At 70.4% G+C, this 22,004-nt stretch carries 18 protein-coding genes and 3 pseudogenes; 12 read left to right on the top strand and 9 right to left on the bottom strand.

From position 1 onward, the window contains the following. Nucleotides 1-102: helix-turn-helix domain-containing protein (locus ACFVVO_RS38300; RefSeq protein WP_390061438.1), on the bottom strand; the 102-nt coding region annotated here is incomplete at its 3' end. A gap of 516 nt (nucleotides 103-618) precedes the next feature. Here ACFVVO_RS38300 and ACFVVO_RS38295 point away from each other — a divergent pair. The 5 genes and pseudogenes from ACFVVO_RS38295 to ACFVVO_RS38275 all read left to right on the top strand — a co-directional run bounded on the left by ACFVVO_RS38295 (nucleotide 619) and on the right by ACFVVO_RS38275 (nucleotide 6,520). Beyond that, nucleotides 619-1,368 carry a YcnI family protein gene (locus ACFVVO_RS38295; protein ID WP_390061437.1) on the top strand — a complete coding sequence of 250 codons (750 nt, stop codon included), beginning with the start codon at nucleotides 619-621 and terminating at the stop codon, nucleotides 1,366-1,368. A gap of 460 nt (nucleotides 1,369-1,828) precedes the next feature. Then, nucleotides 1,829-2,782, top strand: a pseudogene (locus ACFVVO_RS38290) (cation transporter); the annotation flags it as partial. 155 nt (nucleotides 2,783-2,937) lie between these two features. Next, nucleotides 2,938-4,218 carry an IS4 family transposase gene (locus tag ACFVVO_RS38285; RefSeq protein ID WP_390061436.1) on the top strand — a complete coding sequence of 427 codons (1,281 nt, stop codon included), beginning with the start codon at nucleotides 2,938-2,940 and terminating at the stop codon, nucleotides 4,216-4,218. A gap of 194 nt (nucleotides 4,219-4,412) precedes the next feature. Continuing rightward, on the top strand, nucleotides 4,413-5,351 hold the full coding sequence (locus ACFVVO_RS38280; protein ID WP_390061434.1) for an SRPBCC family protein: 939 nt from the start codon (nucleotides 4,413-4,415) through the stop codon (nucleotides 5,349-5,351). After that, a complete protein-coding gene (locus ACFVVO_RS38275) occupies nucleotides 5,348-6,520 on the top strand; it encodes a zinc-dependent alcohol dehydrogenase (RefSeq protein ID WP_390061432.1) in 1,173 nt (390 codons plus the stop codon). Before ACFVVO_RS38280 ends, ACFVVO_RS38275 begins: the two co-directional genes overlap by 4 nt. A gap of 893 nt (nucleotides 6,521-7,413) precedes the next feature. On the opposite strand, the gene ACFVVO_RS38270 is transcribed toward ACFVVO_RS38275, so the two are convergent. Then, a complete protein-coding gene (locus ACFVVO_RS38270; protein ID WP_390061430.1) occupies nucleotides 7,414-7,632 on the bottom strand; it encodes a hypothetical protein in 219 nt (72 codons plus the stop codon). Between the two features lie 264 nt (nucleotides 7,633-7,896). Here ACFVVO_RS38270 and ACFVVO_RS38265 point away from each other — a divergent pair, with 264 nt between their 5' ends. Together ACFVVO_RS38265 and ACFVVO_RS38260 are read left to right on the top strand one after the other, a co-directional pair. After that, a complete protein-coding gene (locus ACFVVO_RS38265; protein ID WP_390061429.1) occupies nucleotides 7,897-8,166 on the top strand; it encodes a hypothetical protein in 270 nt (89 codons plus the stop codon). An 81-nt stretch (nucleotides 8,167-8,247) separates the two neighbouring features. After that, on the top strand, nucleotides 8,248-8,793 hold the full coding sequence (locus ACFVVO_RS38260) for a hypothetical protein (RefSeq protein WP_390061428.1): 546 nt from the start codon (nucleotides 8,248-8,250) through the stop codon (nucleotides 8,791-8,793). A 629-nt stretch (nucleotides 8,794-9,422) separates the two neighbouring features. On the opposite strand, the gene ACFVVO_RS38255 is transcribed toward ACFVVO_RS38260, so the two are convergent. The 5 genes and pseudogenes from ACFVVO_RS38255 to ACFVVO_RS38235 all read right to left on the bottom strand — a co-directional run bounded on the left by ACFVVO_RS38255 (nucleotide 9,423) and on the right by ACFVVO_RS38235 (nucleotide 14,554). Beyond that, entirely contained in the window at nucleotides 9,423-10,412 is a 990-nt protein-coding gene (locus ACFVVO_RS38255) for a cytochrome d ubiquinol oxidase subunit II (protein WP_390061426.1), read from the bottom strand. Next, nucleotides 10,409-11,824 (bottom strand): cytochrome ubiquinol oxidase subunit I, encoded by a 1,416-nt coding sequence (locus ACFVVO_RS38250; protein ID WP_390061425.1) that lies wholly within the window; start codon nucleotides 11,822-11,824, stop codon nucleotides 10,409-10,411. Before ACFVVO_RS38250 ends, ACFVVO_RS38255 begins: the two co-directional genes overlap by 4 nt. Nucleotides 11,825-12,831: 1,007 nt before the next feature. Then, nucleotides 12,832-13,137, bottom strand: a pseudogene (locus tag ACFVVO_RS38245) (transposase); the annotation flags it as partial. Nucleotides 13,138-13,593: 456 nt separating this feature from the next. Continuing rightward, nucleotides 13,594-13,914 (bottom strand): DUF2795 domain-containing protein, encoded by a 321-nt coding sequence (locus ACFVVO_RS38240; protein WP_390061423.1) that lies wholly within the window; start codon nucleotides 13,912-13,914, stop codon nucleotides 13,594-13,596. A gap of 418 nt (nucleotides 13,915-14,332) precedes the next feature. Next, entirely contained in the window at nucleotides 14,333-14,554 is a 222-nt protein-coding gene (locus ACFVVO_RS38235; RefSeq protein ID WP_390061421.1) for a hypothetical protein, read from the bottom strand. Between the two features lie 269 nt (nucleotides 14,555-14,823). Between ACFVVO_RS38235 and ACFVVO_RS38230 the strand changes: the two are divergent. The 3 genes and pseudogenes from ACFVVO_RS38230 to ACFVVO_RS38220 form a co-directional block, all read left to right on the top strand. Next, a pseudogene (locus ACFVVO_RS38230) lies at nucleotides 14,824-14,916 on the top strand (sigma factor-like helix-turn-helix DNA-binding protein); the annotation flags it as partial. Nucleotides 14,917-15,147: 231 nt separating this feature from the next. Continuing rightward, nucleotides 15,148-16,677, top strand: coding sequence for a ricin-type beta-trefoil lectin domain protein (locus tag ACFVVO_RS38225; RefSeq protein ID WP_390061419.1), 1,530 nt, complete (start codon nucleotides 15,148-15,150; stop codon nucleotides 16,675-16,677). 277 nt (nucleotides 16,678-16,954) lie between these two features. Continuing rightward, nucleotides 16,955-17,467 (top strand): hypothetical protein, encoded by a 513-nt coding sequence (locus tag ACFVVO_RS38220; protein ID WP_390061418.1) that lies wholly within the window; start codon nucleotides 16,955-16,957, stop codon nucleotides 17,465-17,467. Here the strand turns inward: ACFVVO_RS38220 and ACFVVO_RS38215 are convergent. Both ACFVVO_RS38215 and ACFVVO_RS38210 read right to left on the bottom strand, forming a co-directional pair. Beyond that, entirely contained in the window at nucleotides 17,458-18,831 is a 1,374-nt protein-coding gene (locus tag ACFVVO_RS38215; RefSeq protein ID WP_390061416.1) for a hypothetical protein, read from the bottom strand. The genes ACFVVO_RS38220 and ACFVVO_RS38215 overlap by 10 nt on opposite strands. Beyond that, nucleotides 18,828-18,971 carry a hypothetical protein gene (locus ACFVVO_RS38210; RefSeq protein WP_390061414.1) on the bottom strand — a complete coding sequence of 48 codons (144 nt, stop codon included), beginning with the start codon at nucleotides 18,969-18,971 and terminating at the stop codon, nucleotides 18,828-18,830. The genes ACFVVO_RS38215 and ACFVVO_RS38210 overlap by 4 nt, the downstream gene beginning before the upstream one ends. A gap of 262 nt (nucleotides 18,972-19,233) precedes the next feature. Here ACFVVO_RS38210 and ACFVVO_RS38205 point away from each other — a divergent pair, with 262 nt between their 5' ends. Together ACFVVO_RS38205 and ACFVVO_RS38200 are read left to right on the top strand one after the other, a co-directional pair. Next, nucleotides 19,234-19,719 carry a hypothetical protein gene (locus ACFVVO_RS38205; protein ID WP_390061413.1) on the top strand — a complete coding sequence of 162 codons (486 nt, stop codon included), beginning with the start codon at nucleotides 19,234-19,236 and terminating at the stop codon, nucleotides 19,717-19,719. Nucleotides 19,720-20,468: 749 nt separating this feature from the next. Then, a complete protein-coding gene (locus ACFVVO_RS38200; protein WP_390061412.1) occupies nucleotides 20,469-21,728 on the top strand; it encodes a hypothetical protein in 1,260 nt (419 codons plus the stop codon). The last annotated feature ends 276 nt before the right edge of the window (nucleotides 21,729-22,004 follow it).

Genomic DNA, 22,004 nt, shown 5'->3' with positions numbered 1-22,004 from the left:
GTAGACCTTCCGCACGCAGCCGAACGTGCGCGACAGCTCTGCTGCCTGCGCATCGGTCGGATAGAAGCGGTACTTGAACGCCCGCTTCACATGAGGGGGCATGCTCACAAACTAGCGGGACTACAGGTAAAGATCAAACCTGCCGGTCGGGGCACGGTTTTTCGCCCCGGGGGCGAAACCCCGCTCCTTGCCCTGCTCCGCAGGAGTTTCGTTTCCTCCCCACCTAAAGGCGGGGGTATCCACGAAAGGAATCAGATGAGCCACGCACACGCGCTGACACCCCACGCCACCGCCGTCCATCTCGTGGCCGCTGCCGTCCTGACCTGGTGGCTGCGACGCGGTGAGGCCGCGCTGTGGTCGCTGCTGCGCTGGGCGATCGCGCTCGTGCAGGGCCTTGCCACCTGGTGGCAGGTAGCCGGAGGAGCGCGTGGCGTACCTGCCGCGGCAGGTCTCACACGGCGGCCTGTGGACGAGTCGTGGTCGTTGAGGCGGATGCGGCTGCGGCTGCGGCTGCGGCTGCGGCTACGGTACGCCGTGCACCGGCGCGGACCGCCGACGGGGATGTCGTACGCCATCCGACCCCGACATCCCTCCTCAGGTACGGAGATCCGCTCACCCATGTCCACGACACGCACCACCACTCTGCGCCGCGCCGCGGCCGTCACCGCTCTCACCGCAGCCAGCGTCCTCGCCGCCGCGGGCGTCGCCTCCGCGCACGTCACCGTCCACCCGGAGAGCTACGCCAAGGGCGCCACGGACGGCGTGCTGTCCTTCCGCGTCCCCAACGAGGAGGACGGCGCGAGCACCACCAAGGTCCAGGTCTTCCTGCCCACCGACCACCCCGTCCTCGGCGTGCTCGTCTCCCCGCAGGACGGCTGGACGGCCAAGGTCACCAACACGAAGCTGAAGACGCCGGTCAAGACGGACGACGGCACCATCACCGACGCGGTCTCCGAGATCACCTGGACGGGCGGGAAGATCGCCCCCGGCCAGTACGAGGACTTCGACGTCGCGTTCGGGCAGCTGCCGGACGACACGGACCAGTTGACCTTCAAGACACTCCAGACGTACTCCGACGGCAAGACCGTGCGCTGGATCGAGGAGGCCGAACAGGGCGGGGAGGAGCCGGAGAACCCGGCGCCGGTCCTCAAGCTCACGGCGAAGGGCGCGGAGGACGACGGCAGCGGCGCCTCAACGGCCTCCTCGGCGACGCCGAAGAGCTCGGACAGCTCCAAGACCACCGCGTCCAGCAGTGACTCGACGGCCCGCGGGCTCGGTGTCGCCGGCCTGATCGTGGGTGTCCTGGGTCTGGCCGCGGCGGCTTTCGCCATCGTGCGGGGCCGCTCCACCGGATCTCGGAGCGAGTAACTCGGCAATGCGGCTTGCCCTGCCGACGCTTCCCGCGGCAGGGCAGGCCGTCCGGTTGCCATCCCAATGTGTACGAGACGCCGTCCCGCGTATGACGCACGCCACACACATGCTCCGGAACTCGGCCCGCGGCCGGTCCGACCACTGAATCGGTGCGACGCGATCTGAGCGATGCCGTACGACGTGACCTGGAGACGCGGTTGATGGACGAGTCCCGGCAATCCTTCCCCGCGGGCGCTAGCTCGGCCCTGCGGAAGATGACACCCCCGCCCGCACTCTGTGGCTTCCTCCTGCTCCTTGCCCTGATGTTCGCGATGTCGTACGCCGTCGGGTCCGCCGCAGGTCCAGTCGCGCCCGGCATGCACGGCACCGGCACCACAGGGCACGACAGGCCCAGCGGTACCGGTGGGAGCGGAGACACGGGAGATGGGGACATGGACATGCACGAGGGAGGCGACCGTTGAGCGCCGAACCGGTGACCGCCCTGGTGACGACGGATCTGACCGTCAGCGGCATGACCTGCGCGGCCTGCGTGAAGCGCGTGGAGAAGAAGCTCGGCAAGCTGGACGGAGTCACTGCAACCGTCAACCTGGCCACCGGGCGCGCCCGGGTCAGTCACCCGGCGCATGTCAGCCCGGCAGAACTCGTCGCCACGGTCGAGAAGGCCGGTTACACGGCTGCCCTGCCCGAGCCGCCCAAGAAGCAACAGCGTGAGCACGACGAGGCATTCGGGGAACCGCGGCAGGAGCGTCACTGGCTGCTGGTCACCGCGCTGCTTGCGCTGCCGGTCCTGGTGCTGTCGATGGTGCCCGCCCTGCAGTTCCGTAACTGGCAGTGGCTGTGTTTCGCCCTCGCAGCGCCCGTCGCCGTATGGGGCGCCTGGCCCTTCCACCTGCGGGCGGTACGAGGGCTGCGGCACTCCACGGCGACCATGGACACGCTGGTGTCGCTGGGCGTGGCAGCCTCCTTCTCCTGGTCGGCGTATGCGCTCTTCCTTGGGGGAGCCGGTGATCCCGGGATGCGGATGCCGTTCACGCTCGTCCCCTCGGCCTCGGATGGCGTGGCGCACATTTACCTCGAAGCGGCCGTCGGCGTACCGCTGTTCGTGCTGGCGGGCCGGTTCCTGGAAGCGCGCGGCCGGCGCGGAACGGGGGCGGCACTGCGCGCGCTGGCCCGGCTCGCCGCCAAGGAGGTGGCCGTACGCGACGGTGATGCCGAGCGACTGATTCCGCTGGAGGAGCTGCGGGTCGGGCAGGTCTTCGTCGTGCGGCCCGGGGAGCAGGTCGCCACCGACGGCGAGGTGGTGGAGGGCAGTTCCGCCGTGGATCTGTCCCTGGTCACCGGGGAGAGCGAGCCGGTCGAGGTCGGGCCGGAATCGGCCGTGGTGGGCGGGGCCGTCAACGCCGGCGGGCTGCACCATCACCCGGCAGGACAGAACCTAAGTCGCCGGCATTAGGCCTAATCGCAATACCGACTTTGTTGGGGTCTGGTCGTTGGATGGGTTGTGCCAAGGCCGGGTCAGGTGAAGTCGTCGGGGGTTGGTCGGTTCTCGGATCGGATCGCGTTGGGGTGCTGACGCGGGCGTTTCCGCCAGAACTGGTCGATGAGGTGGTCGCCGGGTGCGGCAGGGTCGAGCAACGGACGCGGCTGCTGCCGGCACGGGTGGTGGTCTACTTTGTCCTGGCGATGTGTCTGTTCTTCGGGCAGGGCTATAAAGAGGTGGCCCGGCTTCTGGTTCAGGGGCTGGAGCGCGAGGGCCGGTGGGCGACCGCCTGGCGGGTGCCCACGACGGCGGCGATCGGGCGGGCCCGGTTGCGGCTTGGGCCGGAGCCGTTGCGGGCCCTGTTCGCCCGGGTGTGCCGGCCGGTGGCGGTCGCGCGGACGCAGGGTGCCTGGTATCGGCGGTGGCGGCTGGTCGCGGTGGACGGCACGGTCTTCGATGTTCCGGACACCGCGGCGAACGCTCAGTTCTTCGGGCGTCCCGGTACCAGTCGTGGGCAGGGCCGCAGTGCGTATCCGCAGGCGAGGGTGGCGGCCCTGGCCGAGTGCGGCACCCATGCCGTGTTCGCGGCCGAGGTCGGACCACTGGGGGTCCACGAGACCGCTCTGGCCCAGCGGCTGTTCCCCGCGCTGACGAAGGGCATGCTCGTGCTCGCCGACCGGGGCTTTTGCGGTCTCGACCTGTGGCGGGCGGCGAAGGCGGGCGGCGCGGACCTGCTGTGGCGAGTCCGCAGCACCGTGGTGCTGCCGGTCCTTCAGACCCTCGCCGACGGCTCCCACCTGTCGCAGATCGTCGCCGCGCGGGACCACTACCGGCGCGCGGACCCCGAGCGGGTGCGGGTGATCGAGTACACCTTCGGCCCACGCGGCGGTGACGGCACCGTCTACCGGCTGATCACCACCATCCTCGGCCCCGGGCAGGCCCCGGCCGAGGAGCTTGCCGCCCTCTATGCCCAGCGGTGGGAGATCGAGAACACCCTGGACGAGATCAAGAACCACCAGGGCGTCCCGGGGCTGGTGCTGCGTTCCCAGCACCCCCGCGGCGTCGAACAGGAGATCTTCGCGTTCCTGCTGGTCCACCACGCGCTGCGTCGTCCGCCGCCACGTCACCGGGCAGGCGGCGCTTTCCCCCCTCCCGACTGGCCCGGTCCATCACCCAAAGCCTGCGTGAGATCACCGCGACCGCTGCCCGCACGGCGGTTGCGCTCCAACCCCCGCATGATCAAACGCAAGATGTCCAACTGGGCCCTCAAACGAACCGAGCACCACAGCCCACCACGGCCACACCCCCCGACGGTCCGACTGGCCGGGCCAACCAGAGCCACCTCGACCAGCCGGAAAACAACCTAAATCACCGGTATTGCCTCTAGCCCAGGGCTTGCGCCACGTCCGCGCCGCGACCGGACGGCTGCGCCGGTTCGGTACGCAATCGGAGGATTGAGTGCGGGCCACGCGGAAACTCCCGTGGTATCCGCTATGCACGCTTGACCTTCTCACTCAAGTGGCCCGCCTTCCGTTCACCTCACCGCACGTGGGGAGCACTCATGAAGACAGACACCCGCTCCACCTCCCGCCTACGACACGATCCGCTCGTGCGTGGCCTGGGCTGGGCCAGTGCGCTCCTGGGCGTGCCTCAGGTCGTCGCCCCGGCGGGCTTCGCCCGGGCCTTGGGCGTGGACGACGCATTCCGGCACCGCTCGGCCACGACCGCCGTCGGTGTGCGCGAGCTGGCGGCGGCGACCGGGCTGCTGGCGCGGCCGCATCCGGCCTGGCTCTGGGGCCGCGTCGGCGGCGACCTCATGGATCTGACGATGCTGACCCGGGCGCTGAGGAACCACAACGGTCGCGGCCTGAACCGCACCGTTGCCGCGACCGCCGCGGTCACCGCCATCACGGCCACGGACGTCTACGCGGCCGTGACCCGCACCCGCAGGAGCACTCCCATGGAACTGACCGCGGCCACCACCGTCATCCAATCCCCGGACGAGGTCTACGCCCTCTGGAAGGATCTGAAGCGACTGCCGGACTTCATGGCGCACCTGGACGAGGTGCGCGTCACCGGTCCGCGCACCAGTCACTGGCGGGCCAGCGCACCGTTCGGCAAGGCGGTCGAGTGGGACGCCGAGACCACGCAGGACGTCCCCGGTCAGCTGATCGCCTGGCGGTCGGTGGACGGCGCCGACATCGACAACTCCGGCGAGGTGCGCTTCGTGCCCGCCCCCGGTGGCCGGGGCACGGAGATCCGGGTGACCTTGCGCTACGACCTGCCCGGCGGGGCGGTGAGCAAGGCCGCGGCGCGCTACTTCGGCGAGGAACCGCACCAGCAGCTGGACGACGACCTGCGCCGCTTCAAGCAGATCGTGGAGATCGGCGAGGTCGTCCGCTCCGAGGGCGCGCCCGGCGGCAAGCAGGCCCGCGGTGAGTTCCCGCAGCACCCGGCCCGACCGCTGACCGAGGAAGAACTGAAGGAGGCCCTGGCATGAAGGCGAACTGCTGGACGGGACGCAACTCGGTCGAGGTGCAGGACGTCCCCGAACCGTCGATCCTGAACAGCCGCGACGCCATCGTGAAGGTCACCTCGACGGCAATCTGCGGCTCCGACCTCCATCTGCTCGACGGCTACGTCCCCACCATGGAAAAGGGCGACATCATGGGCCACGAGTTCATGGGAGAGGTCGTCGAGGTCGGCCCCGGCGTCAGCGACAAACTGCGCGTGGGCGACCGGGTCGTCGTACCCTTCCCCATCGCGTGCGGCGCCTGTGCGTCCTGCCGCGCGGAGCTGTACTCGTGCTGCGAGAACACCAACCCCAACGCCGGCATTTCGGAGAAGTTCTTCGGCCACCCCACCGCCGGCATCTACGGCTACTCCCATCTCACCGGCGGCTTCGCCGGCGGCCAGGCCGAGTACGCCCGCGTGGTGCTCGCCGACGCCAACGTCCTGAAGATCGGGTCGGACCTCACCGACGAGCAGGTGCTGTTCCTTTCCGACATCCTGCCGACCGGGTACATGGGCGCCGAGATGTGCGACATCCAAAAGGGTGACGTCGTCGCCGTCTGGGGCGCCGGTCCGGTCGGCCAGTTCGCCATGGACAGCGCCCGGGTTCTAGGCGCGGAGAAGGTCATCGCGATCGACAAGGAGACCTACCGGCTCGACATGGCCGCCGCCCAGGGCTACACCACCATCAACTTCGAGGACACCGACGTACGGTCGGCACTGCTCGAACTCACCGGTGGCCGGGGCCCCGACAAGTGCATCGACGCGGTCGGCCTGGAGGCCACACACGGTGCCTCCCACGTCCACCTCTACGACCGCGCCAAGCAGGCGGTCCGCTCCGAGACCGACCGGCCACACGCCCTGCGTCAGGCCATCCTGTCCTGCCGCAGCGGAGGCGTGGTGTCGGTCATCGGCGTCTACGGCGGGCTGATCGACAAGTTCCCGGCGGGCGCGTGGATGAACAGGTCCCTGACCCTGCGCACCGGGCAGTGCCACGTGCATAAGTACATGAAGCCGCTGCTGGGCCTGATCGAGCAGGGCAAGATCGACCCCACCCGGGTCATCACCCACCGGCTGCCCCTGACCGAGGCACCGACCGGCTACGACCTGTTCAAGAACAAGAAGGACCACTGCGAGAAGGTCGTCCTCAAGCCGTGAGGGACACGCCGATGAACCGCGGCACCCTTGCGGCGCCCAGCGGCCGGATTCTTGGTTGCAGGAGCTCGCCGGGCCGCTGGAGCAGGTGTCGGCTGTAGACACCGACCGCGTAGCCGTACGACAGCAGGGATGGGGCCGCGCGCCGGAGGGGACGAAGACACGCTCTACGCCTACACGCTGCCCCGGCGGGACACCGTTGCCCGCGTCCGCACCGTCGGCTCGGGGGAATGAGGCTCGGTGCGGCTGGCGGGACGTGCTGCGCAACCCTCGACGCTCGGTGTCGGAGCTGGTGCTCGGCGCGGGTGGCGCGGGACCGAAGTCCCCGCCAGTTTTGCCCACCGTCAGCCTGTAGTCGAATGCCCGACGATCGGACACCTGTCGCGCCCGCCGGACGCCGATGATGAGCAAGGCGGGACCCGCGCTGATCCCCGAGCCGGTGCGGGCCCCGCTTCACAGACTGGGCGCCGCATCTCCTGCTAGCAGGGCGGTCCGGTCGAGCGTGATAACGCCCCCAAGGGGCGGCCGTCCAGCAGCACAAGGGGGCTAGTTTCCGCTGGAGTTCCTCCTGGCCGTTCCGCTCCTCGCCCGCAGCCGGCGCCGCGGGCCCCGGACAAGCACTGCTCGTAACTCTCATGTCGATGCGCTCGGGCCCGGACGCCATCAGTACCGGAGGGGCCACTCCACCATGGCGCGTCAGGACCCAGTAGATGACGGCCCCGCAGTTCATCACACACCTGTCGGCCTGCGCACGGCGCGGTTGGGCTCGTAGGCCGTGCTCTGCGCGCCGGTGGGTTGCGGTAGAGGCGCGTGCGCGAGGCTCGGAGGAATGACCGGCCAGGCTTTCGACAGCAGCACGCGCACGGAGAGGTTGCTGCTGCATCGGTGCGCCGATTTCAGGCCGGTGGAAGTGGCCCTGCGACGGTGACCGTGGCGGTCCCCCAGTCAGGTTGCTCGGGTGGGTGCCAGAGGACGGCGAGCCGGTCGTGGGTGAGTTCCTCGGCCTTCTGAACCAGGGCCACCTGCGCGATGTCCGGCTCGCGCGAGGGCGGAGGACCGGCGAGCACGCCGTCGGCCACGCCCGTCGGCCCCGTGAAGTGGACGGTTACCGCCATCCCTCCGGGTTCCGGTACAGGACGAGGCTGGTCGGCGTCCCGAGGGTGCGCCGGTACGGCCGCCGTTTGCTCGCCATGCCGACAAGGTACTGCGGACCCACCGTCCATGCGGCGCGTCCGACGTGACCACGGAGCTCGTCGGCAGTCAGCAGGGGAAAGCGATGACCCGCCACGGGAGAGTCTCACAGACTTCGCCAACTCGAACATTCAGCGAAGCTACCGCGGTACCCGTGACGGCGAAGACCCGACCCGAGGAGGGAAACGGTGCCGCAGACCGACGATGAACCGCTCGCCTTCGACATCGGCGACCTGAAGGACTGGGACGAGCAGCGTGCGCGAGCCGCTCTCGACGGTAGGCACGGCGCCTTGTACCGCAACCACCTGCGCATCGCTGTGCACCTCGACTCCTGGGCGGAGGCCGAGGGACGCCGGACCGATGTCGACGCATACTTCAAAGACGGACACGGGCAGGCCCTGCAGGACATGGCCGCGTTTCTCAGACAGACCTACTACCTCCCCCGCGGGCCGGATTGAACCCCCGTTCACGGTCGGTTCCGCGCTGTCTGTCCCTCGCTCACAGGCGAGCCAATCCCTGGAAACCGAAGGAGGCCGCAGATGAACACCCTTCCGCATTCCACCGCGACCCAGAGCCGCCCAGCGGGACCAGGTGTCGACATGAGGCTGCTCGGCATCTATCTCAACGACCACCTCGCCGGCGCCACCGCCGGGACCGAACGCGCCACCCGCCTGGCGCGCGCCGCCTGCGGGTCCGCGCTCGGCCGCGCGATCGGGCCCGTAGCAGCCGAGATCGCCCAGGACCGGGCAGCGCTGCTGGACATCATGGGGGATCTCGGCGTTCCCGTTCGCCGCTACAAGGTGTGCGCGGGCTGGGCGGGCGAGAAGCTGGGACGGCTGAAGCCCAACGGCCACCTGCTACGCCCGTCCCCGCTCGGCACCATGCTGGATCTGGAGGCCCTACGGCTGGGGGTCGAGGGAAAGGCGGCCGGGTGGCAGGTCCTGCGCCGCCTCAGCGCCGCCGACGAGCGCCTGGACCCTGCCCGGCTCGACACGCTGCTCGAACGAGCCCGGCGGCAACAGGAAAGAATCGAGGAGTGGCGCGTCCGCCAAGCCGAGGAGGCACTGGCCACCACAGTCGGCTGAGCCGCTGCGCCAGGGATGCCACGGCACGTCCGGCGGGATCGTCAGGGAATGTTCGGCCGTGCGTGTGGGGCGCTTCCCCGGTGTGTGCCTGCTGGAAGGTCGCGTACATCGGCTATAGGGCCGCAGGCAGCAACACAGCGCCGCCAGCGAGGGCGATGAGGCAGGCGGAGAGCATGGCGGCCTGGTCCACGGTGAGGCTGCCGACCAGCGTGGCCGGGTACTGGGCCGCGCCCCAGGCCCACAGGGATCGCGGCGACGGCCAGCGTGCCCGCGCCCCTGGCCGCGACGTGGCACCGCCGGGTCATTAGGGCGAGGCCCACCACGCTGACCGCGCCGAGGACGACCAGTGGCAGTGCCCGGTGGGTGAGGCCGTGGAACGACTGGGAAGCGTCGACATGCAGGACTGTGACGAGTAGCCCGGATCCGGGGGCCACCCCTGGTAATCCTCCCACGGCCGGGATCCGTGGTGCGCCGGGTCGGCGTCGGCGGTGACGATGTGCGCCGTCTCGAGGGGTGGCGGTGACCGCGCAGGTCGAGACGGATCCTGTCGCACCACCTCACCGCCTCCGCGACGTACCGTGACCCCGGGACGACGCCGCGCGCGGTGTTCCGGTGGCGGCAGTTCCTCGTCAGCCGAGCTTGCGTCGCAGTTGCAGGCTGTACAGCAGAAGGAGCGAGGGTACGATCAGGACAACCGCGACAAAGGACACCGCGATCAGCACCCACAAGGTGGCCGTCGGAGCCGCCGCCTGCTGGATCGTCAGGTGGGTGCCCAGGAGGTACGGGTACTCAGCCACTCCCCATCCCCCGACGACGGTGGTGATCGCGATGGCCGCCAGGGTGCGCACGACAGGGGGGCTGCCCTTGCGCAGCAGGAGCAGCGCGGCCAGGCCGCACAGGCCCGAGACGACCAGGAGCGGTGCACCCACCGTGCTCAGCTGGTGGAACAGGCGCGGGGAATCCGCACGCAGTACGAACACGCCCACGAGCGCCACCAGTCCCGCCCCGATGCCCGCCCCGAAGGCCCGGCGCCTGAACGCCTTCTCCAGGGCGGTGTCCGCTCGGCGCTGGGCCTGTCCGGTGAGGAACACGGCGGCGAGGTAGGCGCAGACGGTGACCGCGAGGACGCCGCCGAGAACGGAGGTCGGATTGAGCCAGCTGGACAGCGCGTCGCCGTGCCCGGCCGAGGGGACGCGACCGGAGGCGATCCCGCCCGCGACGGTGCCGAAGAAGAACGGGGTCAGCACCGACGAACAGGCGAAGGCGACACCGCTGATCAGCTCTCCCCGCCCTTGGGCCAGCGCGTGCCGGAAGGCGAAGCCCGAGCCCCTGGCCACGATCCCCAGCGCCGCCAGACCCAGGGGGATGTACAGAGTGGTGGTCATGGCGGTGAATGCCTGGGGGAAGGCTGTCCAGATCGTGACGAAGCAGAAGATCAGCCATGTGTGGTTGGCTTCCCACACCGGGCTGATGGAGACGTTGATCAGCTCCCGTACGGGACGTCCCCGCGCGGCGCCGCCGGCTGTCAGATCCCAGAAGCCGGCCCCGTAGTCGGCGCCACCGAAGAGGGCGTAGGCGATGACCCCGATGAACAGGACCACGGCGATGAAATCGCTCATGCGTCATCTCCTCCGAGGGGGTGCCCGTTCGTCGCCGGCGCCGCCCGGGGGCCGTACGGGACCACCGCGGCCTCCGCGCCCTCCTCCGACCAGCGGCGGCGCAAGGTGCGCAGGACGTACAAGGCGCCGACGGCCACGCACGCGTAGATCACGAGGACCGTGGCGAACAGGGGCCACAGGTTCCCCTGCGTGGCGACGGCGTTCTCCGTCAGCAGGAGTCCCACGACCGTCCAGGGCTGGCGGCCGACCTCGGTCACCACCCAGCCGCTCTCCAGGGAGACGAGCGCGACCAGCCCGGAGACCGCGGAGCTTCGCAGGAACCAGCGGTTGGTCGGCACCTCGCGCCGCCGCCACCACAGCCAGGCGAACCAGAGTGCCAGCAGGAGCAGGAGCGATGCGGTTGCGACCATGACGTCGAAGGCGAGATGCACGATGCTGACGACCGAGTCCGTGGGGCGTACCGCTGCGGGGATCGCGTCGAAGCCCTTGATCGTGGTGGACGGGGTGAAACCGGCGAGGATCGAGGCCACCTCAGGAAGCTGGATGCCGTAGCGCACCTTGCCGTCGACAAAGATGCCGCCGAGGGTCTCCGGGACGTGATCACCGGTGGTCGGTAGGAGTTCGATGGCGGAGAACTTCGCCGGCTCCCTGTCGTACACCTGGCGGGCGATCGTGTCCCCGACGAGGAGCTGCAGCGGCATGGCGATCGCGGCGACCGTGAACGGCACGGCGAACCCCAGCCGGTGGTAGTGGTCCCGGCGCCCCTTGAGCAGGCCCCACGCGTACACGCCCGCGACCATGAACCCCGCGACGATGTACGCCGCGAGGAGCATGTGCACCATCTCCCACCAGAACGCGCCGTTGAAGAAGACCTGGGAGGGGATCACGCCCACCACACGCCCGTTCCGCACCGCGATGCCGGCGGGCTGGTTCATCCAACTGTTGGCCGCAATGACGGAGGCCGTTCCGCCGACGCCCGCCAGGGTGACCACGACGCCGGTGAAGAAGTGCGGCCACGGGGGCAGCCTCTTCCAGCCGTAGATGTAGATGGCCACGAAGATTGCTTCGAGGAAGAAGAAGAGACCCTCGACGGCGAACGGAAACCCGAAGGCCGGCCCGTACTTGCCCATGAGCCCGGGCCAGAGGAGCCCCAGCTCGAACGTCAGCACGGTGCCGGACACGGCCCCCACCGCGAACAGCACGGCGGCCACCTTGGACCATCGCTGCGCCAGGACCAGCGCCTGCTGATCGCCGCGGCGCAGCGCCCGGTAGTGGCAGACCAACATCATGAAGGTGAATGCGAGGCCGAAAGGCACCAGGATGATGTGGAAGCCCAGTGTGAACGCCATCTGCTCACGCGCGGGGAGGAGTTGTGGCGGGTCGGCGGCTGTTAGCAGGGCAGACAGCACCATGAATTCTCTTTCTGGCTCCGACGGGCGCGGAGCACGGAGGTGGACCCGGCGCGGCGGGCGGGAGTGCGCAGGCGAGCGCGCGGACGGGCCCCGGGACGCGGAAGCCCGGCGGGTCGCGGCGCCGCCGGATCGTGGTTGTTGCGGTGCGCCTGGAAGGTGCACACGGTGCCGGGGGCGGCGAAGAGGTTGCCGCGGGCGGTCTCCCACCCGGCCGCGGCATGCCGCGAGGCGCTTCGAGTCGGCTGCGGGCCGCGTTTCCCCGCGTTCTCCGCCACCTTTTCAAGGATCCTGTCCGTGTCATTCGAATCGTTCACGGCCTTTACCTTTCGGCACTTCTAACCGGCCTGAAGAAAGATCCTCCTGAGCGGCCAGGTCGATCGACGACGGGGGGATGATGACGCGGGAATTCCGAGGATGCCTTGCCTTCCGCGCTCGATGGTAAACGGCGTGAGGCACCGGCCACCGGGGCCACTCCGGGCGAGTCGGCCGCGTGGCGGCTTACCGTGGAGACATGAGCGAGCTCGTCGTCGTGTACGAACTCGACAAACCTGTCACCGCGCGAGCCTCCGCGTCGGCACGGCATGGTGGGTGGGCCGCTGTCATGAAGTGAGAAATTGACGGGCAATCGCTGTCGTGCGGCTTTAACGCACGGCAGCTGATGTTGTCTCAGGTTCGAGAGTTCTTAGTACTCCAGCAGCACTTTGACGTTTTACCTGTTCAGGGGCGGTTTGGATGAGTGTAGTGGGCTGGTTGCCCGCCCGTGTTCTCTTTCCCGGGTCGCCCCTCGATCGTGTGCAGCCGCCGCTGATAGTGGCAGCGGGCGACGGCTTGGCGTCGTCTGCGCCAGTGTGACCATCTCAGTGTGCGTGCGCTGATGAAGGACCGGTGAACAGCGAGGGGTGAGTAACCATTGCCAGGAGCCTTCGAACTGCTGCCACGGTGAGGGGCGCGAGGCAGGAACCGTGTTTGCTGCCCCTTTTGCTGCGGCGTCGGCGGCCATTGCGCCCAGGAAGGCGTGCGCCAGCATGACATGTGGGCGGCGCGGCGGCGGTCGCGGTCGTCGTCCATGACTTGGGCAGATACAACTCGCTGTCCACCAAGGCACGTCCGCGTGTGGTGGCGTAGGCGGCAAACACGCCGATCTGGCAGTTCTCGGTGCGGCCGGCGTTGCCGGAATACGGGCGCTGCACGCCGGCTGAGGTGGTGCCCTTCTTGAGGAAGCCGGTGTCGTCGAGGACGAGGATCCCGTCGGGCTCGCCGAGCCGTTCGGCTACGTAGTGCTGGAGGTCGTCGCGGAGTTCCTCGGCGTCCCAGCGGGCGCCCAGCCCGTCGTCGTACCTGCCAGCTGGGTGATTCCATCCGTCAGCACCTTCCGCCACCCCTGCGGCCGAACCGTCGCGGGGCTACACAGCTACGGCGGGCGGGTGCCACACCGTCCCGGGCCCGCGACGGTGTCGGCCCTGTCCGGATCACGGGCGGGCAGTGGGGGCACGACATGTGGTCGGGCCCGCAGGGTGTACGACGCCGAGAAGGTCGCCGCTCGCATCGTGGACGGCCTGGGGCGGCGCCGCACCGCCGTGTGCGCGCCCGCCTGGCTGCGGCTGGTCCAGTCCGTGCGGGCCGTGCCGCCACCGCTGGTGCCGCGCGTGGTTCGCCGGCAGGCTGCCCCGCCTGGAGGTCGAGGAGGAGCTCGCTCCGGCCGGGCCGCTCGGCGCCGCGGCGACGCCGACCGGGCGGCGAGGCGGCACGCCCGCTGAGGGGCGCGACCGTCAGCTGTCCAGCTCCTCCTCGACTGGCGGTTTCGGCACCTCGCGCAGATGCTGGGACTGTCCCGGCCTGCCGCCCTGCCGGGCCTGCTCGGCTCGCTGTGCCGGGCTCAGCCCGAGGTCGGAGTCGGGGTCCACGCGGACCGACCGGGCCACCTCCTCGCGATTGGCGTACTGCTCGGCCGGGATGCCGCGCAGCGCCTTGACGACATCCGGCGCGGCGCCCGACCGGCTCGCCGCTTCGATCAGCTTGTCCTTGCCGGCGGGGAAGTCGACATCCTTGATGGCCTCCACCACGTCCCGGGCGCTCGTACTGTGAGTCATGGCCCCTTCTCCCTCATCGGAATCCGGAATCCTGGGCCACCCGGGTAACCGGCAGGGGCCATTCACTCACCTCCTTTACCCGCCGGATTTCCCCCGGTCTGCCGGTCTGGGCCGGGAGGATCCTGCCCGGCAGGAGGTGATCGCATCGTGCGGCGCACCGGTGCGGTGGGCGAGAGACCACGGCATCGTCGGCGCGCGAACCGGTGCGTCCGATGCACCGCACCAGCGCCCCGGATGCCGGGATGTCTTGCACTCCCCCACCACACCGGTGCACCGGAGTGGAATCCACCCGATGCGCTCCACCGTGGTCTCCACTCTCTGAGTGGACCTTCACTCAGCCGCCGATCCGCGCCCGGGTGCGCGGTGGAGTTCACCATGCCCACTCATCCCCAGCGGCGGCCCTGCGCCCTCGACGCGTTCAGCGCGCGAGCACCGTGCCCAGCACCCGTTCCACCTTCACGGCGGTCAGACCCGCGGCCGGTGCGGCGGTGAGAAGGATCTGGTGGCTCCTGGATGCGGTCAGCGGGGCCAGGCCGAGCTGGTCGGCGAGGGCGCGGATCTCGGCCAGGCGCTGCGCACCGGCCAGGCCGCCACCACACGGGAGGTGGCCGGTGCTGCTGCCGGTTGCGCATGTCCTCACCCCACAGCGACAGGGCGCGGCGTCGGCGCTCGCTGCGCCCGGCGCCGTCGAGGAGCCACAAGCCGTGGCGAAGTTCTCCAGAGGCGCCGCGCAGCAGGGTCCAGGGGCTGACCGGATCGACCTCGCCGGCCGCCGTCAGGCGGCGCAGCGCATCGGCGTGGGCCAGGCCGGCGGAGTAGGAGTTCTGGATCAGGTGCGCGGCGGAGTACAGACCCAGCGGGGCGTCGTCGGCAGCAAGGCTGCTGGCCGGTGCGGGTGCGGGCAGTTGCCGTGAGGAACTCGGCATCTCCCAGATGCACGTCTCCCGGCTGCTGTCGCGCACGCTGGTGCGGTTGCGCAAGGGGCTGACGGTGGAGGAATGAGTCTCCGCACGGGTTCTTGGCTTCTCCGGGTGACCTCCACGAGCGGATGCGGTCCGGCCCACGACGCCGGACCGCTCCGCTTTTCGGAGGTCCGCTTCCCGGTTACCGAAGCCCCGCTCAGTTACCTCAGGTAACTCTCTTTTCCGAAAGGGCCGCCTCCGCCACCATGGGCACCCCAAACTGGCTGGTACGTCAGGACAGGGGATGGGCGGCGGGCGAGGAGGGGCGAGGATGGCTCAGGGCGGCGACACTGCCGGGGACGCGGGCCGCGGGCCGTACGGCGAGGCGCCGGACGCGCGGCTGACCGTACTGCTGCGCGGCGACACCGCCACCGCCTACGAGGCGCTGCGGGAGCTCCACCGACGACACCGCCCGGCGGCCCTCGGCTACGCCCGGCTATGCACCGCGAGCGAGTCGGCGGCCCGGCGGCTGGTGGCCGAGACCTTCACGGCGGCGGCCCGCGAGACGGCACACGGTGTGGAACCCCGCGTCCCGCTCCGCCACCACCTCCTGCTGCTGACCGCCCGGCTGGCCGCCTCCTGGGCCCGCGACGACCGCTCCGCGGGCCTGGACCCCGGCCTGCTGCTGGTCCTGAACACCACCGGCACCCCGGGGGCCCCGCTGCCGCCCCTGCTGGCCGCGTTCCACGCCCTGCCCTCCCGCACCCAGGGCCTGCTCTGGTACGCCGTCGTGGACGAGGAGCCCGCGGGCCGCACGGCCGCCTTCCTCGACCTCGCCCCCCAGGACGTGGTGTACGGCACAACGCAGGCCCTCCAGGCGATGTCCCAGGCCTGTCTCAGGTCGCGCCTGGCCGCCTCCGACGACCCGCGCTGCGCGGACTTCCGCCGCCTGATCGAGGAGTCGACGCGGGCGGACGCCCCCCGCCACAGTGCCGACCTGCACGCGCACATGGCGCAATGCCCGCATTGCACGGCCGCACACGAGGAGCGGACGACCCTGCGGGACACCCCGCGCGCGGCCCTGGCGGAGGGCCTGCTGCCCTGGTCCGGTTCGGCGTACACGACCCGGCAAGACCCCGAGCCTCGGGTCGTCGCCGGCGGCACGGGGTCGCGGCGCCCTCCGTCCCGCCGCTTACTGCTGGCCTCCGCGGCCTTCGGCGTGGCCCTGGCCCCCCTGGCGATCCTCATGCTGCCCTCGGGCGGCTCCGCGGACCACCGCTCAGCGGGCGCCGGCGGCACGCCCACGACCGCGCCGCCGGTCACGGTCACGGCGACGGTGTCCGCGACACCGTCGCCGTCCCGGACCTCTAGGTCCCCGTCTCCCACGCGGAGCCCGAGCCCGACGACACGGCCCCCGAGCCGCAGTCCCCGCCCGTCCCCCTCCCCCACGGCCCACGCCCCGAACGGCACGTACGCCCAGGTCGTGAACGCCGCCTCGGGCCGGTGCCTGGAGGTGTCCGGCGGCTTCGACAACGGCACCGACGTCGTCACCGCCCCCTGCACCGCCGCCCCCACCCAGCGCTGGCGCGTCGACACCGGCCGCGGTGTCGTGCAGTCGTCCGCGGACCCCGGCTTCTGCCTGGACAGCCGCGGTTCCGTCGACAAGGGCGTAGGCATCTGGGACTGCGACTCGGCCGACGGCGACCACGGCGACAACCTGCGCTTCACGGTCGACGCCGACGGGGTCATCCGCCCGGCGATCGCCATCGAGACGGCGGTTACTCCGGACGGGGGCGGCGGGCTGTCGCTGGAGCCGCTGACCGGGGGCACGGCTCAGCAGTGGCGGGCGGGGGCGGAATGACCCGCCCCTCCTGACGCCGTCGTACGACGTCCGGAAACCCGCGTACTCGTACTGGATCGCCGCCGTCAGGACTGGGCGTCGCCGAACATCCGGGCGGGTCAGACCACGCGCGCGCCGCGCCGCCAGACCCCCGCGACCAGCGGGACGCCCAGCCGGTACGTCAGGTGGACATGGCTCGGCGCGTCGAGGAGGGTCAGGTCGGCGCGAGCACGCTGAGCTACTTGTCACTTCGCCGTAGCTTCGGGAGAACAGGGCCGAGACCGACACCGCCCACCTGATGGCGGGTCGGCACATCACCCTGGACGAACTCGCCACCGAGCTGTCGGCGATCGAGCTGCGGCTGCGCCAGCTCGCCCGGGCCGCCGAGGTGCCGGCCTCCCCGGTGGAGCTCGCGGACGTCATCGACTCCCTGCGCTCCACCGCCTCGACCGTGCGGGAGACCGGCGACCGGATGGGCCTCCACGCCCGCATCGTCGACGGCGACGTCCCGCTCGCCACCCGCTTCCGCGACTCGGACGACCCGTGGGGCCTGGCCGCGCACGGAACCGACCGGCCGGGTTACGGCGGCCCGGTGATCGTGCCGACCGTCTGGCAGTTGCTCAAGCTCGCGCAGGACGCCAAGCGCCCCGGCGGCGGCGAGACCACGACGTACCCGGAGGCGATGGACCATGCCTTCGGCCACGTCCACGCCAAGGCGGGGCTGGTGTACGACGAGAAGCCCGTTGGCTGTCGTGCCGCCGTCGGCAGGCCGGGGCCTCACCCCGGCCTGCCTGCTCACCCTCAGCGCTGATCGGCCTCCGGCCGCCGACGGCGCTGGTACTCCTTGCCGAGCCTGTCGAGTTTGCGGCGTACGCGCTCGCCCATCGATACCGGCTGCCCGGCCTTCAGCGCCGCCTGCTTCCAGGTAAGGCCGGCGGCGTAGCAGTCGGCGACCTTGTGCTCGGCCGGAGAGAGCTTGGCCAGGACGCGGTTCACGTCCTCCTCCCGGTCGGGCATGTCCTCGCCGGGAATCGCGCCGCTTGCCAGGAGATCGGTGTTGTCCAGGGGGAGAACGCGCTGTCGCTGGGTGGTGCGTTCCCAGAGTTCGGTGTCCGCCGAGGTGGCGGCGCGGATGGCGGCCCGCAGGCGGGCTTTGAGGTCGTCGTTGCCGTGCACCTGGTCGTCCCAGCCGTCCTGAAGCAGCCCCTGGGCGATGCGCTCGGGCCGTCTGCCGGGGGCGAGGTGGCGGCCCAAGTGCTCGACGAGGACGTCGTCGGGGCCCCGGTGGACGCTGGCATTGCGGGCCTGGAGGGCCGCGGTGAACAGCGAACGGGCGGCGTAGCCGCGCCAGCCCCAGGCGTGGGGGCTGGCGGGTGTCATTCCCAGGTGGCGGTACAACATGGCGAGGGCGGTCAAGAAGTCCAGGTGGGCAGGCTTGAGACGCCGCAGGAGGGCGTGCAGCGCGGTGCTGGAGCGGCGGGCGCGGTGGGCGGGTCCGTCCCGTCCGATCAGCAGCGTGATGGGGCCGATCTTGCCCGCTCCGATATGCCGGAGCGTGCCCTGCTGCACCGGCTGCGGGCGGTGGTGCACGAGGTGGGGCGGCAGACGGTCCAGCGCCTGGGCGGTGCGCCAGGTCCAGACGGCCCAGGACTTCGAGCGCCAGGCGGGCACGGGGTCGACGGGGGTGCGGCAGTGGTCGTGGACCAGGTGGCCGAAGGGGTCGCGGCCGCATCCGGTGCCGTCCAGGCTCCCCCACGGGCAGACGGGGTAGACGCGAGGCGGCCGGCGGCGGGCGAACAGGCTCTGGGCGACGTCGGTCAGGGCGCGCAGCAGGTCTCCTCCCCCGTCGGTGGGGAACATGAGGTCGCCCAGGACGGGGCCCAGGCCGTAGGGGAAGAGCTGCTGCGCGCGCAGGCGGGCCCGCAGCGTCAGGCCGGCCGCCCGGATCAGGGTGGCCGTGTGCTGCTCGTAGCCGGACGGCGCGCACGCGGCGGCCAGTTGGGCGGTGTCGGGGCGCGGAGTGCCGTCCAGCCAGCGGCGCGGATCCGGACCGCGGCGCCGGGCTGCCGGCCGGCAGCCCGGGCAGGTACGGCCCAGGCCGGACACCGGCGCGGCAATCCACTCGTAGTCCTCCAGCAGGCCGGGCACCGGGTCCGGGCTGACGGGGGTGTTCACGGGCGCTCCAGCAGGTGGTCGGCGAGCAGCACGGCGGCGACCGCCCCGCCGAACGCCTCCGCCGGGGAGGCACCCGCAGCCCGCAGACACCACCCCACCATCATCCCCACCACGAGCACCACCAGGACGTACACGTTCACCAGCCGAGTCCCTTCACCGGGCGGGAGCGGGCCCGTTGCCCTCCCCTCACCCTTCCGGGACGGCCGGCAGCAAGACCGGCAAAAAAAATTTTCCGCCCTCTTCCTGCGCGGTCTTCGCCGACCGTCTCCGGTACGTAGGGCGAGCCACGGCGCAGCACTGCACGTGCGTCGAGGCTGGTGAATTCCCGAGCGCCGCAGCGCGTGCGCATGTCATTCTGGACGGCTGGCCTGCGCACAGAGCAGGCCCAGAAAGGGCATGCCCATGGGCACCTCCACCAAGTACCCGCTGTGGTCTGTCGCCACGGTCACCGCAGTTGCCGACGTACTCGCCGCCACCGACGACGGCTTGAGCGGCCGGGAGATCGGTCACCTACTGGCCCAGACAGGCGTTGCGGACGCCGACGGCTCGAACAAGCGCGAGCGGCTGGCCCGTGCGCTGCTGATATGGCAGGCACGTGACCAGGCGTCGAACTGCGTGATCAGGTTCATCAGCGAGGCGTTGGCTCCCGTGCGCTACACGCAGCAGCCCGCAGTGTTCTCGCGGCGCCGCGACGACCTCAACGAGGTCCTGGTCCACATCGGCCTGCGGGTCAACGACGAAGGCAAGGTGGCCAGCGGACCGGCCGCGAGCACGCTGGACCAGGCGGCCCGGCACGCCAACTCCCCGGTCTGCTGCCGCTGGCCTCGGAAGATCTTGCCATGGCGCGATGGATTGGTGGGCCGGCCAGATCGTGGCGTGCCAACTTGATCCCGTGCACGGAGCGAAGCTGCAGCTCGACACGGTGGGGGTCGAGCTCCCCGGCAGGTTGATCAGGTGGCCAGCAATACGCGCTTGCGTAGCAGGCTGAAACCGGCTTGGCCGAACATCTGGCGCTTGAGCATCTTGATCCTGTTGCGTGCCCTTCGACGACGCCGGAGTTCCAAGGCAGGGTCAGGCCGGCGATGACGGCGTCGCGGTCTCGGTCGATGCCGGCCGCGAGAGTGTGGAGGCTGGGAAGGTCGTCCTGGCGGACGGCGTCGTGCCACTGCGGGAGTCGTTCCCCCTGCCGCTCGGTGAGCATTTGGGTGAACGACCGAACGTGACCGGTCACGGCGGCGAGTTCAGGACAGTTGGCAAGGATGGCCTTGAGCCGGAACTGGGTTCTGGCTCGCTTTCCGTGACGCGTGCACGGTGGGTGATCTTCGCTGGTAGACCAGTGGGACCGAAGGTGGGCCTCAGGTGCAGACAATGGGGCAGCCGCGTCGGATCGAGTGCTGTGCAGCGCGCAGGAACAGTGCGACGTAGAAGGCTGTGTCCAGGTCCCTGGTCCACGGTCCTGTTCGACTAGCTCCCGTCCCCTCGATCGCCGCTGGCGCGTCTGCTGGGCGTTGAACCGCTGGAAGTTCGACTGGCCGTCATCTCCAAGCCACACTCGATGCCATACCGCGCTCGCTGTGACCTAGTCCACTTAAGCGCCCCCCTCGACCGGACCTTAGAGAGGACGCACGTTGGGACGCATGCGCAAGCGCGGGCTCATCACGCTCGTCGCCGTCGGCCTTGCCACTTCCGTTCTGCCCGCCGCCACCGCATCGGCGGCCGGCAACCCCCTCACGCTCGCCGTGTTCGGAGACTCGCCGTACGGCAGGTCGGCGTACGCGCCCGCGGGCCAGACCGCCGACACCTCGCAGTTCCAGAAGACCCCGGCGTTCATCGGCACGATCAACAGCGATCCCACGGTCAGGGACGTCATCCAGGTGGGGGACATCCACTCGGGCAAGGAGTTCTGCACCGAGGACTACGACGCCTCGATCGCGTCCGCGTGGCAGAGCTTCACCAAACCGCTCGTCTACACGCCGGGCGACAACGAGTGGGCCGACTGCCACAAGGCGTCGAGTCTCACCTCACCCGGCCAGGGCGGTGGCTTCTACGACCCGGCCACCGGGTCGATCAACTACATCGGCACGAGCGGTGTGTCCACCAACCCCGCGGACTGCGTCAGCTACCGCTGCGGCAACCCACTCGACAACCTCGCGAAGGTCCGCCAGGACTTCTTCGCGCGGCCCGGCCACACCCTGGGCAGCGGCGCACTGAACGTGGTCTCGCAGGCCACCGCCTACGACCCGAGCCACCCGGGCGACGCCCAGTATGCCGAGAACGTGATGTGGGCACAGAACGACATCGTCTTCGTGACCATCAACGTGCCCGGCGGCTCGAACAATGACGCCGACCCCTGGTACAAGGTGCCGACCACGACTCAGGCGCAGACCGACGAACGGACCAACCGGACCGCCGCCGATGTCCGATGGCTCGATGCCGCCTTCGCCGATGCCCAGGCCCGCCACGCCAAGGCGGTGGTCATCTCGGCGCAGGCCGACATGTGGGATCTCGACGGCAAGACCAAGGACCACCTGACCAACTACGAGCCGATCATCAGCGAAACAGCGGCGAAGACCGCCGAGTTCAGCCGTCCGGTGCTGATGCTCAACGGCGACTCGCACCTGTACCGCTCGGACAACCCGCTGTCCCCCACGACGCCGTGCACCGGTGAGACGGACCCGGCCACCGGCGCCGGCGTGTGCGCCCACGACCCGGGCAACAACGCGTGGAATGAGCACCCGTACTACAACGTTCCGAACTTCCACCGCATCGTCGTCCACGGCAGCACCACGCCGCTGGAGTGGCTCAAACTGACCGCAGACCCCAACGCCAACCACCCCGTCACCGACACCACGTACGGCCCCTTCAGCTGGCAACGGATGCCACAGCCGCAGCTGTGACCTGCGAACGCGCATTCCGGCCACGCAGCCCGACACGGGCTCCGTGGCCGGTCGCGTCCCCTATGGATCACAAGGCGATCAGTCCCGCCGCCGTCGCCGAAAGTGCGGTCAGCCCACTCCCTTCACCACGTCGGATGCCCTGCCACCCCTCCCCCATGCCGGCTCCGCCGCGGCGGGGTCTGTGTAGCGAACGGTGGAACTCGGTCGGTTTTCTTCAGCGTCGTCCGGCGGTGAGCCGGCCGTCGAAGGTGATGTCGAAGGCTTGGAGTGCGGCCT

The organism is Streptomyces sp. NPDC058145, assembly GCF_042884245.1.
Lineage (GTDB): Bacteria > Actinomycetota > Actinomycetes > Streptomycetales > Streptomycetaceae > Streptomyces.
The sequence above is the reverse complement of the archived record's forward strand: the minus strand, read 5'-3'. Positions and strand labels throughout refer to the sequence as shown.

Coding starts and splice junctions, on each gene's coding strand:
- ACFVVO_RS38255 (WP_390061426.1), bottom strand. CDS start 10,412: ATGAGCGATTTCATCGCCGTGGTCCTGTTCATCGGGGTCATCGCCTAC.
- ACFVVO_RS38220 (WP_390061418.1), top strand. CDS start 16,955: ATGGCGGGTCGGCACATCACCCTGGACGAACTCGCCACCGAGCTGTCG.
- ACFVVO_RS38205 (WP_390061413.1), top strand. CDS start 19,234: ATGGGCACCTCCACCAAGTACCCGCTGTGGTCTGTCGCCACGGTCACC.
- ACFVVO_RS38280 (WP_390061434.1), top strand. CDS start 4,413: ATGAAGACAGACACCCGCTCCACCTCCCGCCTACGACACGATCCGCTC.
- ACFVVO_RS38275 (WP_390061432.1), top strand. CDS start 5,348: ATGAAGGCGAACTGCTGGACGGGACGCAACTCGGTCGAGGTGCAGGAC.
- ACFVVO_RS38250 (WP_390061425.1), bottom strand. CDS start 11,824: ATGGTGCTGTCTGCCCTGCTAACAGCCGCCGACCCGCCACAACTCCTC.
- ACFVVO_RS38225 (WP_390061419.1), top strand. CDS start 15,148: ATGGCTCAGGGCGGCGACACTGCCGGGGACGCGGGCCGCGGGCCGTAC.
- ACFVVO_RS38240 (WP_390061423.1), bottom strand. CDS start 13,914: ATGACTCACAGTACGAGCGCCCGGGACGTGGTGGAGGCCATCAAGGAT.
- ACFVVO_RS38260 (WP_390061428.1), top strand. CDS start 8,248: ATGAACACCCTTCCGCATTCCACCGCGACCCAGAGCCGCCCAGCGGGA.
- ACFVVO_RS38295 (WP_390061437.1), top strand. CDS start 619: ATGTCCACGACACGCACCACCACTCTGCGCCGCGCCGCGGCCGTCACC.
- ACFVVO_RS38270 (WP_390061430.1), bottom strand. CDS start 7,632: ATGGCGGTAACCGTCCACTTCACGGGGCCGACGGGCGTGGCCGACGGC.
- ACFVVO_RS38200 (WP_390061412.1), top strand. CDS start 20,469: ATGCGCAAGCGCGGGCTCATCACGCTCGTCGCCGTCGGCCTTGCCACT.